At 63.3% G+C, this 16,080-nt stretch carries 9 protein-coding genes; 3 read left to right on the top strand and 6 right to left on the bottom strand.

Annotated features, from left to right (window positions below; all coding sequences use genetic code 11):
- Positions 1-207: 207 nt before the first annotated feature.
- Positions 208-1,188 carry a hypothetical protein gene (locus IPP90_19695; protein ID MBL0172884.1) on the top strand — a complete coding sequence of 327 codons (981 nt, stop codon included), beginning with the start codon at positions 208-210 and terminating at the stop codon, positions 1,186-1,188.
- Between the two features lie 147 nt (positions 1,189-1,335).
- Here the strand turns inward: IPP90_19695 and IPP90_19690 are convergent, their stop codons facing one another.
- The 3 genes from IPP90_19690 to IPP90_19680 all read right to left on the bottom strand — a co-directional run bounded on the left by IPP90_19690 (position 1,336) and on the right by IPP90_19680 (position 6,595).
- On the bottom strand, positions 1,336-2,703 hold the full coding sequence (locus IPP90_19690) for a hypothetical protein (protein ID MBL0172883.1): 1,368 nt from the start codon (positions 2,701-2,703) through the stop codon (positions 1,336-1,338).
- A gap of 12 nt (positions 2,704-2,715) precedes the next feature.
- Complete coding sequence (locus tag IPP90_19685) at positions 2,716-5,850, bottom strand: SusC/RagA family TonB-linked outer membrane protein (protein MBL0172882.1); 3,135 nt, start codon at positions 5,848-5,850, stop codon at positions 2,716-2,718.
- 289 nt (positions 5,851-6,139) lie between these two features.
- Positions 6,140-6,595: a cytochrome c gene (locus IPP90_19680; protein MBL0172881.1), complete on the bottom strand. Its 456-nt coding sequence runs from the start codon at positions 6,593-6,595 to the stop codon at positions 6,140-6,142.
- A 131-nt stretch (positions 6,596-6,726) separates the two neighbouring features.
- On the opposite strand from IPP90_19680, the gene IPP90_19675 reads away from it, so the two are divergent.
- Positions 6,727-8,202 carry an FAD-dependent oxidoreductase gene (locus IPP90_19675; GenBank protein ID MBL0172880.1) on the top strand — a complete coding sequence of 492 codons (1,476 nt, stop codon included), beginning with the start codon at positions 6,727-6,729 and terminating at the stop codon, positions 8,200-8,202.
- Between the two features lie 7 nt (positions 8,203-8,209).
- Here the strand turns inward: IPP90_19675 and IPP90_19670 are convergent, their stop codons facing one another.
- The 3 genes from IPP90_19670 to IPP90_19660 form a co-directional block, all read right to left on the bottom strand.
- A complete protein-coding gene (locus tag IPP90_19670; GenBank protein ID MBL0172879.1) occupies positions 8,210-11,569 on the bottom strand; it encodes a PD40 domain-containing protein in 3,360 nt (1,119 codons plus the stop codon).
- Positions 11,570-11,652: 83 nt separating this feature from the next.
- Positions 11,653-13,482 carry a hypothetical protein gene (locus IPP90_19665; protein MBL0172878.1) on the bottom strand — a complete coding sequence of 610 codons (1,830 nt, stop codon included), beginning with the start codon at positions 13,480-13,482 and terminating at the stop codon, positions 11,653-11,655.
- A 40-nt stretch (positions 13,483-13,522) separates the two neighbouring features.
- On the bottom strand, positions 13,523-14,659 hold the full coding sequence (locus tag IPP90_19660) for a hypothetical protein (protein MBL0172877.1): 1,137 nt from the start codon (positions 14,657-14,659) through the stop codon (positions 13,523-13,525).
- Positions 14,660-14,857: 198 nt separating this feature from the next.
- On the opposite strand from IPP90_19660, the gene IPP90_19655 reads away from it, so the two are divergent.
- Positions 14,858-16,075: an NADP-dependent isocitrate dehydrogenase gene (locus tag IPP90_19655; protein ID MBL0172876.1), complete on the top strand. Its 1,218-nt coding sequence runs from the start codon at positions 14,858-14,860 to the stop codon at positions 16,073-16,075.
- The last annotated feature ends 5 nt before the right edge of the window (positions 16,076-16,080 follow it).

Genomic DNA, 16,080 nt, shown 5'->3' with positions numbered 1-16,080 from the left:
GGGAGCCCCTCAAAGTTGTTACGGACTCGACCGTGCAGCAAGAGCGAACATCGCGCGGTGACATCAACCACTGGTGCGCCTGCCGCGTATCTCTTGCACTCCCATTCAACCGGGGCGTAGATAGTCGGCGTTACCAGTACCTACGGGGCACAGGCGTGCTCTGTTGGAGGCCCGGATGGGCTGCCAATCCTCAAGGAGGAACACCACGTGCGCATGCGCTGGATTTTGACGGTTTCGGCCGTGTCAACGTTCGTCGGACCACAGACGGCAATCGCCCAGCCTCATATGAACCCGGTCGTTGACCTGCTGGCGGGTCGCAAGCCGGTATTCGGGCTATATGCGCCGGCCAACCGCCGTGGTGGCCGAGGCGGGCAACCGGCTCTGCCGCCGGACTCGGTCAAATCGCCGGCGCAGTTGGCCGCCGACGCGGTGGCCTACAAGCTGACGGACTACATCTTCGATGGCAGTATGGAGGGCAACTTTGATATCGGATATGCCGGGTTTTCCGAATTTTCAAAGGGCATGGCCGCCGCCGGGATGCTGCAGACATCACCCGCAAAGCGATTCTCACACCCGCTGTTTGTAAAGACGCCGGAGATCGCACCCGATCCTGCGAAGGCTGGTGAACGCATCGCCAAGCAATTGGATCTTGGCGTGGCGGGCATCGTCTTTGTCGGAGTCGAGAGCGCCGATGAGGTGAAACAGGGCCTGGCGATGATGCGTTTCAAGTCGAAAGGCGGTACCCGCCCGGACCAAGTCGGCGATGCGGCCGCGCGATGGGGGCTGAGTGACAAGGAGTACCGCGAGAAGGCCGATGTGTGGCCGCTCAATCCGAAGGGTGAGCTGGTCAATTTCACCATTGTGGAGAGCAAGGAAGGACTCGCGCACATTCGAGAGATTGCCGCCGTCAAAGGCATTGGTGTGCTCTTTCCAGGCGCCGGCACGCTGCGCGGTGTTTTCAGCCCGCCCGACGCGAACGGTCAACGGGTGTTCGATGAGAAGGGTTGGGAAGCTGCCATTCAGCAGGTGCTGGCGGCCTGCAAGGAATTCAAGGTGCCCTGCGGCTATCCCGCCGGCGCGGCAGACATCGAAATGCGCATGAATCAGGGGTTCAGCGTATTCGTGATTGGCTGGGGCGACGGTGGCTTCAAGGCCGTGGATATCGGACGCAAGGTGGGCGGACGCTGAGACTCAGTCGCAACGCACCGTGTGCACGCGATTGTCGCATGGGATTTCGGTGACATACCACCGCAATCGCAGCGAGCACCGAGGCACAAACAGAACGGGCGGGCCATCACTGGCCCGCCCGTTTCGTATCTCGACTATCAAACCGACTTACGGATTCCGATTGAGGCAGCCCGTGAAGTTCGGGTTGTTTCTCTCCGGGAACGGTACGATGAAGTTCACGTCGCTGCCGTACGTGGAGCCCGGCCGTAACGACATCGGGCCGGTTGGGAATACCGTGTTCGCCGCACGTCCGTACTGGCGAATGAGGCGACGCATATCACCCATGCGATGGCCGGTCAGCCACATCCAGAATGCCCGCTCCTTGAACAGCATATCCACCGCGGCGTCCTGCGTGGTTGGCGACGTCGGCAGCGGCGCGATGGCCGTGGCGAGTCCCGTGGCACGCAGGGTGTTGAGCAGCGCAAACACCGCATCGCGATCTCCCTGTGAACCACCCGACGTGGCGTTCAGCCGCGCCTCAGCTTCAATGAGACGCGCTTCGATGCCGTCGGCCAGCACCACCGCCGAGTTCTGCGCCGGGTACTTCTGCTCCACGGGCAGGTTCCGGCTGGTACCGTCAAAGCCTACGCGCGTGGACGCCGTCCACGGCACACGGGGATCGGCCGGTGTGGTAAGGAAGTTCAAGCCGTTGATGCCTTCGCTGGTCCCCACCGTGTAGCGTGAAGCGGACTGGAACGTCGCGTTGAACACGCCGTTCTGCTGTCGGCCGGTAGCCACGGAGTGGTACAGCGTGTACTTGAAGTTGGTCGGCACACTGCCAACAGCCGCAGCCGCCTGGGAGAACTGCCCCAGGTTGACCAGTACGCGCGCCTTCCCGACGGCGGCAAGATTCTTGTAGGACGTACCTGTGGCCAGCGTTGTCGCGCTGTCCAACGAGCTTCCGGCAACCGCCAGCATCTGCGCCGTAGTGAGCGGTTGCCCAAAGATGAACGAACCGTCGCCGCTCACTATGCTGAACGGCACGCCCGAGCAGTACGCTTCAGCGAAGAAGTCTTCGGTGTACCCGCGAATGGAGTACATCTCGCTGAGTGAGTCCTTGGCGGCCGACGTGGTGGGCTTGACCTTGGCCCAGGCCACAATAGCCGACGTGAGTCCGGCACGGGCCAGATGCAGCCCGTTGTACATGGTGTTCGTCGCGCCACCGAGCACTTCGGTTTGCGCGCGTCCGTCGGTGAAGTACCGATCGGCAAAGGTGTCTGACGTCTGGATTTCGTCGGCCATATTGCCGGTCGACACCAGGAACCCATCGATGGTGCCGGAGAAGCCGACGACGAAGTCCTGCATGGAGCCGTTACGCAGCGTGGTGGCCCCAAGACTGCCGCCAAGCGCCGACTGCGAAAGCACGTCGGGCGTATCGACGGTCAGGATTTTGTTGCTGCAACTGGCCAACGCCATGGCCGCAGCCACGGTGCCAACCGGACGGAGTGCCCGGCGAGCGGCGGAAGAGAAGTTCATGTATCGCTCGCCTCAGAAAGAGAAGTTCATACGCAACGTGAAGTAGCGCAGCGGTGGAGTGGCAAAGTACTCCTCATTGCCACGCGTGTCGCTATTGGATGCAGCGGCCTCGGGATCGACGCCCTTGTACTTGGTCTTCACGCCGAGGTTACGGCCCGTAAGGACCACACTCCACCGTTCGGCGCGCATGGCGTTGGCCCACTTGGTGGGCATTTCGTACGACACCGACGCTTCGCGCCAACGGGTGAAGGCTCCGTCTTCGAACATCCCGGTAAACACCGACTGTGACGTGGCCAGCGCGTTCGCCTGCTCCTGCAGCGACGCACTCTGGTCGTAGCGCCCGCGGCAGGACACGCCGTTCATGCACTGATGACGCAGCGTGTTGTTGAACTTGAGGAAGCCCCACTTGCTGTCGAACTGCGAAGAGATGCGCAGCTTGTGGTTGAGCAGCTCGATGCTCGGGCTGAACGCGATTTCACGGGTCGGGAACGTGCCACCCTGGAATACCGCCGTATCGCTGTACGTCAGTTCGCTCAGCACGATGATGCCGTCGGCGTTGGCATCGTTGTACTTGATATTCTTGTCCCACAGACCGTACAGCGGATACCCAGGCAAATTGCGTTGCGTGTTGCGGTTTCCGCTGGCAATGGGCGAGACGCCCTCACCCAGTTTCAGCATGCGGTTCTTGTTGGTCGACCCCGTAAGCGTCAGGTCGAGCGCGAACTGCTTGGTGTCCATCACCTTCTGATTGAAGGTCAGCTCCACGCCCGTATTGCGGATGTTGCCGATGTTCACGAACTGATTGGTCAGCCCCGACAAAGACGGCGCAATCAGAATGTTGATCAGGGCGTCCGTTGTGTTCTTGTTGTACGACGTCACCTCGAGGTTGGTGCGTCCGGACAGCATCGTCAGGTCGAAGCCGAACTCGGTCTCGGCCGAGAACTCGGGCTTCAGCACGGAATTGCCGAGCGATCCCAGCGAGGCGCCCGGTGTGTCGCTGCCGGTGGAAAGCGTGGTCGGTCCGGCCGAGTAGTACAACACGGCGGCCGTGGCACCGGGGATCTGCCCCGAAGCTCCATAGGTGCCGCGCAACCGCAGCGAGTTCATCCAGCTGGGCTTCGGAAAGAACGACTGTTCCGACACCAACCATGATGCGCCAAGCTTCGGGTAATACACGGCGTTGAAGTTCTTGCCGAACGCGCTGGCCGCATCGCGACGGACACCGCCGGTGAGGAACAACTTGTCATGAATGGCAAGCTGCTGTTCGACGAAATAGCCCAGCGTGCGGTTTTCCGAGCGCGTCTGGGTGCTGGACCGCGTCGCCGCCGTCGACACTGTCACGCCGCCCGGCGGCAGGGCGATGCCCGTACCGCTGGTCTGGTTGAGGGCAGTGCGGATGTAATTCATGCCGACCGACGTCTTGGAGTTGAGCCACGGCAGCAGTTGGAACGTGCCGGTGGCCCCATAGTCGACCGTCTGCTGATTGATGTCGGCACGCGTGCTGGTGATGTTGCCCGTCCGCGTGGTTCCCGTGTTCGGGCCTTCGCCAACCTTGGACAGGAACAGCTCGTTGCGGCCGGTGAAGTCGAGACCGACCGACGCGCGCGTGGCCAACCACGAGAACGGGTTGTACTGCGCATTGACGCCGTTGATGAAGCGGTTGATGCCGAATGTCGTGGTCTGCGACAACACATCGCCCATCATGAAGGAGCGATAGCCACGCAGGGAGTCGCCCTGCGCATCCAGCAGGTCGCCGCGCCAGGCGCCTCCCAGCGCCGCTACCATCAGGCCGTTGGCGTTGTCCTCGTTCTGCGGCAAGCGCAGGTCACTGTTGACGTACGCCGACGACACCTGCACGAACAGATTCGATGCCAGGCGGGCCGACAGGTTGGCGCGCAGGCTGTTGCGACTGAGTGCGTTGGGACGGACCTGCGTGGACGGCAGCTGACCCACGCCGCGGCGGGTGAGCAGCCGCGAAACTTCCGCGTCGGGCATCTTGTAGACACCCGCTTCATGCTCGGTCTGCCCGGAGACGAAGAACTGGACCTGATCGGAACCGCCCGAGGCCTGGAAGCTGTACTGCTCGCGATTGCCCTTGTCGATCGGGGACAGGCGATCATCGTTCAGCACATTGCCATGCGACAGCGAGTCTACCGTGCACGTCTTGGCCGCAACGGCCGACAGCAGACAAATAGAGGAGACCGTGGGCGCCGCCGTGGTCTTGCCCCACAACGACCACATATCCGGATAGTCAACGGATTGGCGATCGTTCCGGCTTTCCGCCGACACCGAGTAGCGCGTCTTGCCCGACTTGCCGCGCTTGGTCGTGATCACGATCACGCCGTTGGCGGCCTCGGTGCCGTACAGCGTGGCGGCCGACGGACCCTTCACCACTTCGATGGTCTCGATTTCAGCCGGGTTGATATCGTCCAGTCGGGACGGACCTGAGCCACCGACACCCAAACCGTTGTTCGTTGTGGACGTGGCCCGAATGCCGTCGATGACGACGATCGGATCGTTGCTGAGCGAGAACGAGTTCTGGCCGCGAATACGGATGCGCGAGCCGGTGCCGGTAGCACCCGTTTGCACCACCTGTACACTGGAGGCGCGACCCGAGAGCAGCGCGCCCATGTTCGTCACCGGCAACTCGGCCAGCTTGTCGGCCACCGCGATTTGCGTGGTGGAATTGGCCAGTTCGACCTTGCGCTGGTTGCCACTGACCGTGGTCACCACTGCCGCCAGCGAGAACGCCGATTGGGTGATCTGGAAATCGGCCACGGCCGGGGTGTTCGCCAGGACGGTGACCGTCGCCTTCTTGGCCTCGTAGCCGATGCGATTGATGTCGATGACATTGGGGCCAGCGGTAAGACCACGCAGCGTGTAACGACCATTGTCGCCGGTCAGGGTGCCGTTCGTGGTTCCCGTGACCAGAATGCGAACCTGCCCGACCGGTTGGCCGGTTGCCGCGTCCACGACGCGCCCAGTGACGGTTCCGCCACCCTGTGCCATCAAAGGGGTCCATCCCAGAAGGGCGAGTGATGCCAGTGCCCCCAGTGCCCTGCGCACGGTCGCGGCGGCGCCACTCGGCGTGTTGGGAATGGCTGAACGCTGTCGCCCTCGAACCGATTGCCAAGCATATCGGAACACGTGCGTGGTTGTCTCCCCTGAGCAGGATCTTCAGCCGACCACGGTGGGCGGCCCGGCAAACCGACTTGCGCGCTCGCGTGAGGCCACGATACGCGCACGAAGGCACCTGGGTGGTTCACGGGCGCAACCGCGCCCGAAAAGGTCAATCGGGGGTGGACCGCGCCGCGAGGCCGCGCGCAAAGGTCCGACGAACGGTGGGATCTGGAACAGCAGACTGGACAGCGAGCCATCGTACGGATTTCAGACGGCCCTGTCAATAGTTGTCCGCTCCACGCGGAGCGCGTTCCTGTCAGGGCGCCGGCGGCGGCAATTCGAGTTTGACGTTCTTCATGGCGCTGCTGTCTGGCATCACCGGGGTATCGCCGGCTGGAAGCCCGTTGAGCTTGAGAATGTAGGCCAGCGCCCCGGCATACTCGTCACGTGAGAGCCCGCCCGGGTTGCTGTCAGGCATCGTGGTCCTCACCAACTCGAACAAGTCCAGGATCGGACGCCCCGTCCACTTGGCACGGAAGTCCGCCTTGGTGAGGTCCTTCTTCTCGTGGCACTCCGCACAGACGCGGCCAAACAGCACCGCTCCGGCCGTGGCCTGTTCCTCGGTATACAACGGCGTCGAGTCCGCCCGCACCAGAGGACGGTCCGATGGAGTCCAGTGCCCGAGCGGCCGGCCGCTGACCTCTCCCGCACTATTGGAGACGGCCAGCATAAGCGCGGCCAGCACGGCAGAGAGCGACGTGAAAAGCATCATGGGGGAAACGTGCAGGACGGCAAAACCGCTGACCGCTCGGGACCCGTCGAAGGAAGGGCGTCAGGGAGCGAGCAATTTGCCACAACGCGTTCGAGTTTGCATCTTCGCCCCCTACCCTTTTCCCAATCGACATGCCGGACGCCTCCAATCCCTTCCTGAATGCCACCCCCGCGCCTCCTGCCGCAGATGCGGGCGGCGATATCGACACCATCGCACGACGTGACTTCCTGCGTATGGCGGGGATTGGTGCCGGCGCGTTGCTGGCGACAGGCTGTGCGTCGGGTGGCACGTTTGCCTCGGCGCAGCCCGTCGTCGGCATCGATCGCAAGGGTCCACGCGACAAAGGCGTTGGACACGTCGTCGTGATCGGCGCCGGAATCTGGGGCGGTTGGACGGCGTACCATCTGCGTCAGCGCGGCGCCCGCGTGACACTCATTGATGCCTTCGGACCGGGCAACTCCCGGTCGACCAGCGGCGACGAGACGCGCGGTGTTCGCTCGTCGTACGGGGATCGCGCGGTGGGCGACCTGTGGACGCCGTGGGCGCGCGCCTCGATTGAACGGTGGAACCTGTTCGAAAAAGAATGGGGGCCGGTGTTCAAGACCAAGTTCTTCCACCAGACCGGCGACGTGATCATGCGTGCCGCCGAAGAGCCGTTCATTACGAAGACGCTTGAACTGTGGAAGGCGAACAACGTGCCGCACGAGGTGCTGTCAGGTGACGAGGCGCGCAAGCGCTGGCCGGTGATTGACGCGCACGACATCACCATCGCGATTACCGAGCCCGATGCCGGCGTGGTGCGGGCCCGCGCCTCCACGCAAGCCATCGCCGCGATCGGCCAGCAGATGGGCGTCAAGCTCGTCGTGGGGCGCGCGCGATTGGGCGAGATTCGCGGTGGACAACTGCAAGGCGTCATTCTCGACGACGGCACGGTGATCCAAGGCGATTCCTATGTCTTCGCCTGCGGCCCGTGGCTGCAGAAGCTCTTCCCGTATCTCGAGAACCGCATGCGCGTTCCCATGGGGTACGTCTGTTACTTCGGGGTGCCGGTGCACGACACCCGATTCACCGATCCCAACTTGCCCAGCTACAATTTCCCCGGTGTCACGGGATGGGCAATGTTGCCGACGGACAGTCGCGGCTTCCGTGTACGTGGCGCCATCGCTCCGCCAGCGGCACCGGGTGCACCCACCGCGCCGCCGCCATCAAACTCGCCCGCCGGTGCCGCCCCGACGCGAAACGCCACGCCAACGGCGCCGGTGGACCCGCTGCAGCAACATCCGGACACCAGTTCCCGGTGGGCGTCGCAGGAGCGTATTGACGGATCACGACGATTCCTCGCCGCACGCTTTCCGCTGCTGGCTAATGCCCCACTGCTGGAGACACGCGCCTGTCACTACGAGTCCAGCATCAACGGCAACTTCATCATCGATCATGTCCCGGAAACACAGAACGCCTGGATCGCCGGGGTCGGGCAGGCCGAAGGATTCAAGTTCGCGCCGTTGGTGGGTGAGTACGTTGCCCAGCGCGTGCTGGGCAACGACGGCGATCCGAAGCTCGTGAAAGCATTCAAGCTGCCCACCGAGCAGTACGAAGTACCCAAGTAGGGCGCGGTCAGCGTCCCCCGCGCTTCCCCCACACCGGAGGCGCGGGTTCCTTGCTCATCCGGTCACCCGGCTTGGCCGCGAGCAACCGCAGCGCCTCAGCGACGGCCCGCTCCAACTGCGCGTCGCGACCGGCGATTGCCTCTTTCGGCCAGTTCTCCACCTCGATATCTGGTCCAACGCCTTCGTTCTCCACCGCGAACTTGCCGTCGCGGGCGAAGAATCCGAAACGCGGCGCGATCATGGACCCTCCGTCCACAAATGGCGGCGTGTCCGTGGTGGCCACGAGACCGCCCCAGGTGCGCATGCCCACCAGCGGCCCCAGCTTGCGTCGCTTGAACATGAACGGCATGAGGTCGCCGCCCGAGCCGGCCATTTCGTTGATGATCATCACCTTCGGGCCCCAGATGCCGTTGGCCGGGCTGGTGAATGGATAGCGATCGCCAACGGGGTTGTTGAAGTATCCGTCGTAGTCGCGGCCCAGCAGGTCCACGATGTAGTCGGCCGCAGAACCACCGCCGTTGTAGCGCTCATCAACCACGACGCCCTGACGATCCTGCTGCGCGAAGTAGTAGCGATTGAAGCTGGTGTAGCCGGGCTGTCCGGTATTGGGCAAGTAGACATACGCGATCTTGCCGCCGGAAAGCGAATCAACAATGCGGCGATTCCGCTCCACCCACGCGCGCGTCCGCAGCCCTTGCTCGTTGGCAATTGGCACCACGGTGATTTGCCGCGCGCCTTGCACATCGGGCCGTGCGTTCACCGTCAGCACCGTCTGCCGACCGGCCGTGCCATCCAGCAACCGAAAGATGTTGTCCGGTGCCGCCAACGCCACGCCGTTCACCGCCAATATGTAGTCGCCCACACTCACGTTCACACCCGGCGTTGCCAGAGGCGCGCGCAACTCCGGATTCCAGCTCTCGGCATCGTAAATCCTGGTGATACGGTACCGACCGCCCTCCACGCTGAAGTCGGCGCCCAGCAACCCGCCGTTGCCGTTCGGCACATCGGGCAGGTCGCCGCCGCGCACGTACGAGTGCCCGATCGCGATTTCCGCGCCCATGTTGTCCATGAGGTAGTTCAAGTCGGCGCGGTGCATCACGAACGGCAGCAGCGGCTCGTACATCTTCTTCATCGCCGCCCAATCCGATCCGTGCATATTGGGCACGTACAAATTGTTGCGCTCGTTCCGCCAGCCTTCGTTGAAGATCTGACGGAATTCCTCCTTCGGGTCAACATACGCCCGCAAAGTGGCACTCAAGCGTCCCGTGCCTGCGGCTGGCACCGCACGGTCGGCATCCACGAGATACAAACCACTCTGCGCCCCGCCGGTGCGATACAGCAGCTTTCGCCCATCGGCACTGACCACGAATTGCGCGACCCCCTGAGCGAACGGCGCGGCACGGCGCGTGGACAGCTGATAGCGATGCAACGTGCCTCCGCCTCCGCCTGCGCCGACACCGCCGCCGCCGGTGCCAGTGGCCGGAACCGGTTCGACAAAGAACACCGTGCCGGCGGGGCCGGTACGCAGCTGCGAATAGTCGCGATCAACGATGCCCGGGACGGCGATGATCCGCTGTTGGATCCCGTCGAAGTCAATCGTCACCGCGCGGGTGACAACCGGTGGAGCGGCGCCCGGCCCGCCCGACGCGGCCGTGCGCGCGGAGTCGGACGGCGCACGCGCGCTGTCACCACGCGCCCGGGCGATTTCATCGTCACTTTCCGGCAGCAGTGGCGATGGATCAGCCTTCGTGAGCACGGCCAGGTACAACGATCGCGTATCCGGATGATCGTACTTCGACATGTCCAGCAACGACGAGTTCAGTCCGAAATTCGTCGACGCGAAGAACCACAGATACTTGCCACTGGCATCCCAGGCTGGGGTGGTCGCATCGGCCAGCCCGTCAGTCAATTGCTTCACCTGACCCGACTCCGCATCGTACGCGTAGATGGCGCGGAACAGCGACTTGAGTCGCTTCGGATACGCCAGCCAACGCGAGTCCGGGCTCCACACCGGTATAATGGACCGATCGGCCATGAAGTACGGATCGGTGTCGACAACTTTCGCCGCGCCCGTCGCGACATCCAGCAGCCAGATCCGGAAGTGCGTATCCTGAAACGCGATCTTGCGCCCGTTGGGTGACCATGCCGGCGAATACGGACGACTGGGTTCCGGCAGGGTGATCTCCCGGGGTGCCGCGATCCCGTCCTGCGACGCAATCACCAGTCGGTATTCGCCGGATTTGTCGCTGAAGTACGCCACCGACCGACCATCCGGTGACCACACGGGCGCGATCTCGGCCGAGCCGCTGGAGTTGGTCAGGTTGCGAACATCGCCCTTCTCGGCAGGAATCGTGAAAATCTCCCCACGGGCTTCAACGGCGGCCCGTTTTCCCGTCGACGACAACGCCAGACTGGTGATGCGCGTGGAAACGTCCTTCCACTGCGCCATCATCCACGGAAAATCACCCGTCGCCGAAATGTTCACGATGTGCGAACGTCCAAGCTTCGGATCGTACTCATGCAGATACCCGGCCTGTTCGAACACGACGACGCCGGCGCCCGCGTCGAGAGACTTGACATCGAAGTCCGTAAATTTCGTGGCTTGCGCCAGCTTCTTCGACTTCGTGTCGTACGACCAGACATTCGACACACCATCCCGATCGGAGAGGAAGTACACGACATCACCCACCCACGCCGGATCCATTTCCTTCGAACCGGCAAATGGCGTCGTGTCCACCGCCATCGTCTTGAGATCCAGAATCCAGATCGGACGATTTTGTCCGCCACGATAGTTCCGACGTTCTTCGTCCCACGAGGACGGCATGCGATAGGCGACGCGTCCGCCGTCGGGCGAAATCTTTCCCTGGTTCGCGCGGGGCATCGGCATCGGTGATTCCACTCCGCCCGCTGCCGGCACCGTCCAGAATCGCGGCACACCATTGGCCGCCCACGTTGCACGCCCCGAAGCAAACACAATGGTTCGTCCGTCGGGCATCCAACCCTGCACGAGATCGGCGCCGGGGTGCCACGTCAGGCGCGTCGGTTGGCCGCCCCCAACCGGCACCGTGTACACGTCGGTATTTCCCGCGTACTCGGCACTGAACGCGATCATCGTTCCGTCTGGTGACAGCTTGGGGTTTTGCGTCTGACCCTGAAAGCTCGTCAGCCGGCGCGCGGCACCGCCGGCGCGCTCGACCACCCAGACATTGTTGGCATAGGCGAAGGCGATATGCTGCGCACTCACCGACGGCGTGCGCAGCAGGCGGGTGCCAGCGGGCGACTGCGCCGATGCGGCCAAGACGGCCGCGGCCTGCACCACCAAGGTCAGGGAGAGCGGGAATACCGGAAGACGACGAGTCGCGCGCATCGGCAGAGTCCTGAGAGGCGGGTTCGAGTCATGCGCAATCCGCCCATGACGGCTGCGCGTCATTTCATGCTACGCCCCAACCCTCAGTAAGGCCAGAGCTCACCGTTCGCATTTGTGCGGACGGACAGCGTCGCGACCGACTTCGAGGCGATCTGGCCGTCGCCGGGCGACGTCGCGATGCGATCGAGGATGATCCGCACGTCGTACGAAGTATTTGGCTCCAGCGCCTCAACCAGGATCTTCGACAACGGCAGGAGATAATGCTGCCGATCGGGGGCGGCAATCCAACCGTCGCTCGAAACAGGCGCATCGGGTGCCCCTGGCATGGGCAGATAACTCGTGCCCACCAGCGCCGACGGGCGGTTGTCGCGGCGCGAACGACGCACATCAATGAACAGGATGCCCCGACCGTCTGCCCACTGCAGTTGCTTGCCGGTGATCGATACCTCGAGCGCCACCCCACGATTGCCCGCGAGCCGCATCGAGCCATCACGTGTAAACGGACTCCGCTGATCGCGGCCAATCAGCCACGCGCTCGTGAGCCGGGCGCTGGACGATCTGATGCGCACCGCGCCGAGGTCGGCAAAACCGTCAAACTGCTCACTGATGCTCGTGGTGAGATCGTCGCGCGTGTCACGGAAGTTCGTCATGACGACACCCAGCGAGTTGGTATTGCTCAGTGCGCCGTGCGTGCCACCCAGTGGACGCATGCGATTGGCGATGGACACCATGCCAAGACCCACGCGATAGGAATCGGCGATGGACACGAGAATGGGAGCGGGATTGAGCGTGACCACGGTGTGTCCCCGCACGATGCGAACAACCGCGGCAGGGTAACGCGCACTGGCGGTGTACCGCACCCACGTGGGAGCATCGGCGAATCCGTCGTCATCAAACGCGCCATCCTGCTGCATCCGGTTGATCGTGCCGGCATATCCCAGCGGATCGCCGCTCAGCGGCACATACCGATAGCGATCCCCGGCGGCTCCTGCGCGCCGGTCAATGCGCCCGTCCTGGGTCGCGTTTCGTACGATGTACACATCGTCGTTGACGCGTTCCGACACCAGGTCCACCCCGTCCACGGAGGCGAGCAGGCGCGACAGCGACGACACGGAGTCCGCCGCGGCAAATACGCCAAACCCGGTGGTCACCCCGTCGACGCTGAATGCCACGTCGGTGGGAAGGCGCAACCGATCGGCGGTGTGGAAGCCGCGGGCCTCCAGGGCCTTCACCACGGGGAGAAAGCGCGCGTCCACGGCACGATTGTGCCCGTGATCGGAGAGTACCACGATTTCCAGCGACCGTCCCGTGCGTTGGCGATACTCCGCGTCCAGCGCGGTGAGCTGTTGATCGAGATGCTCGAGGTAGCGCACGAGGTCGCCCCGCGTATGCTGCAGCGCATCCGGTCCCACGTTGTACACGTACACGGTCGACCGACCACTGACTGTCAGGAAATCGCGCACCGCCACATCGACTTCACGGCGGGCGATGGTGTTGGAAATGAGGTACGCGCCCAGATGATGAAATTTGGCGCCGAACGCCATGTCCATCCGGTCTTCGAATTCAATGGGACGAATGGCGTCGAGGGGAGCGCCAACCACATCGTTGTAGCCGGCGCTGTAGAAAATGCGCTGATATCCGCGGGGCGCCTGAACGCGAAAGATCTCGTGCCACGCGATGTCGCTGATCGACGGGAAGGTCGAGATCAGCCGACTGGGTTCGTGAAATCCGGCGAACAGGCCGCGTTCGCGCGCCGCGACGATGTCGCGATAGTCGATGCCGTCCAGTGCAAGCACCAGTCGCCGCGCCAGCAGCGGCGCCGGGGTTGCGCGACGCAACGAGGGCAGACATGCCGCCAGCAGCAGAGCGAGCAGCAGCGGCCAGCGACAGGATGATGGACGGCGAGCGGTCATGGCTCAACCTACTACGCCTGCACCCGCGACGGGTTTCCGCCTACTCCCTGGTGCGTGCCGCCGAAGGCACGTTGTACTCAATGTGCCGGAGCACGAATCGCCCGTAGGTCCAGGCTTTGCCATCCTCAAGCCATTGGGCCTCGCCCACGGCCGCCAGTCGCATGCCGCCGAAGTCCCTATATGAGGAAACCGGCGTGAGCCACGGCAACAGCTTGTCCGTCTTGCCGTCGAAGTAGTGCCGATCGTCCGAACGGAAGTTCGCCAGATCCCCCTGCGCGTCAAACGTCAGGACGGCTGCAATGCCGTATCCGGCGTTGCGGAACTCGGCGCGGACATGGGTGGCATCAAGCGTCTGCCAGGTGATGGGCGCGTCCACCAGTGCCGCCGGCGCCAGAATGCACATGTCGTTGAAGAGCGTCACGGTCTCGCTTTGCGTCATGACCGGACCCGAGGCATCGACCATGGGCACCAGACCGGCCACACGAACGGTGAACGCCGCGTCGTTGCCCACGTAGCGGTGATATCCGTCAAACGGCACGCCACTGCGGGTCGCCGTCATGAAGAACAAGCGCGCGGACGGGTTGAAGAATTCATACTGCTCGACCGACGCGTTCATCCACGGCGACGCCTGATTCATTTTGAAATCGGCCGAGAACGATGCCCGAAAGTTCCACACATGTGGCCATCCTACCACGCCGACGCGCCGCAAGTATCCCTGAACCAGTGGTGGCAAAGGCGCCAGATCCGCTTCCGTCACGTGGGACCGCTCGTACGTCGGCGCCGTATCAAGGAGCGCCCGTACGTCCGCGTGATAGCGCGACGCGAGACTGCCGGGGCGCTGGTCCGCCAGCACCACCAGCACTGGCAGCAGCACGAGCAGATTCACGACGGTACCGAATCTGGCGTCCCCCCAGGCACCCACAATCAGGGCCTGTGACAGGAGGACGCCGATGCCAGTCGGTATCCACCACCACCGGGACGACGTGGCCACCAGCAACGCCGACAGACTCAGGAGCAACGCGGCGACCAGCCACAGGCCGCCGGCCAACAGCGTTACCGACTGACGGAGCGCCGCGACGTCGGAAAATCCGAACGCTTTGACGAAGCCCAGCAGATGAATGCTTCCATGCAGCAGGAGCAGCAGCGCAAACGCCACGCGCATTGTCGGACGTTTCAAATGGGCATGCGGGCAATGGGTCGCTGCAGAATCGCCCAGTCATCCGCCCGCGTCGATCAGTAGAACCCCTACACCCCGGGGTGCGATGGGCCGACCAAGGCGATATCATTGGCGGAGCAACTTCGACTTTCCTCTTTCTCAGCCGCCCGCACCCGGTCGTCACCCGCGACACCGACTCGGACGGCGTCACACAACGTCATGGCCAAGATCAAGGTAGTGAACCCGGTCGTCGAGATGGACGGCGACGAGATGACCCGCATCATTTGGCAGTTCATCAAGGACAAGTTGATCCTGCCCTATCTGGATGTGCAGCTCGACTACTACGACTTGAGCATCGAACACCGGGACGCCACCAGCGACCAGGTGACGATCGACTCGGCTGAAGCGGCCAAGAGGCACGGCGTGGCCGTGAAGTGCGCGACCATCACACCCGACGAGGCGCGCGTCAAGGAATTCGGACTCAAGAAGATGTGGAAGAGCCCCAACGGCACGATTCGCAACATTCTTGGCGGCGTGATCTTCCGTGAGCCCATCATCATTTCCAACATCCCGCGGCTGGTACCAGGGTGGACGAAACCCATCGTCGTGGGTCGCCACGCGCACGGCGATCAGTACAAGGCCACCGACTTCAAGGTCCCTGGGCCCGGCACGGTCACCATGACGTACACACCGGCCGACGGGAGCGCGCCGATGCAGTTCGAGATCGCCAAGTTCGGCGTGGACGGCGGTGTGGCCATGGGCATGTACAACTACAACGATTCCATCCGCGACTTCGCGCGAGCCAGTCTCACCTACGGCCTGCAGCGCAATTATCCGGTGTACCTCAGCACGAAGAACACCATCCTCAAGGCCTACGACGGCACGTTCAAGGATATCTTCGAGCAGGTGTTCAACGACGAGTTCAAGACGGACTTCGACAAGCTTGGCCTCACGTACGAGCATCGCCTGATCGACGATATGGTCGCCTCCGCGCTCAAGTGGGAAGGCGGCTATGTGTGGGCCTGCAAGAACTACGACGGTGATGTGCAGTCGGACATCGTCGCCCAGGGCTTCGGATCACTGGGATTGATGACCAGCGTGCTGCTGACGCCTGACGGCAAGACGATGGAAGCCGAAGCCGCCCACGGCACCGTCACCCGCCACTTTCGCGAACACCAGAAAGGCAATGCCACGTCCACCAACCCGATCGCCTCGATCTTCGCCTGGACGCGAGGTCTGGCCCATCGGGGCAAGCTGGACGGCACGCCGGCCGTCACGACGTTTGCGCACGCGCTGGAAGCCGTGTGCATTGAGGCAGTGGAAGCAGGCGAGATGACCAAGGATCTCGCCATCCTCATCAGCAAGGACTCGCCGTACCTCAATACCGAAGCATTCCTCGACGCCATCGACCGCCGGTTGCAGGCGAAAATGGCGTAAGTCGC

This window comes from Gemmatimonadaceae bacterium (genome assembly GCA_016720905.1).
GTDB lineage: Bacteria > Gemmatimonadota > Gemmatimonadetes > Gemmatimonadales > Gemmatimonadaceae > Gemmatimonas.
The sequence above is the reverse complement of the archived record's forward strand: the minus strand, read 5'-3'. Positions and strand labels throughout refer to the sequence as shown.

Coding starts and splice junctions, on each gene's coding strand:
- IPP90_19690 (MBL0172883.1), bottom strand. CDS start 2,703: ATGAACTTCTCTTCCGCCGCTCGCCGGGCACTCCGTCCGGTTGGCACC.
- IPP90_19680 (MBL0172881.1), bottom strand. CDS start 6,595: ATGATGCTTTTCACGTCGCTCTCTGCCGTGCTGGCCGCGCTTATGCTG.
- IPP90_19675 (MBL0172880.1), top strand. CDS start 6,727: ATGCCGGACGCCTCCAATCCCTTCCTGAATGCCACCCCCGCGCCTCCT.
- IPP90_19670 (MBL0172879.1), bottom strand. CDS start 11,569: ATGCGCGCGACTCGTCGTCTTCCGGTATTCCCGCTCTCCCTGACCTTG.
- IPP90_19665 (MBL0172878.1), bottom strand. CDS start 13,482: ATGACCGCTCGCCGTCCATCATCCTGTCGCTGGCCGCTGCTGCTCGCT.
- IPP90_19655 (MBL0172876.1), top strand. CDS start 14,858: ATGGCCAAGATCAAGGTAGTGAACCCGGTCGTCGAGATGGACGGCGAC.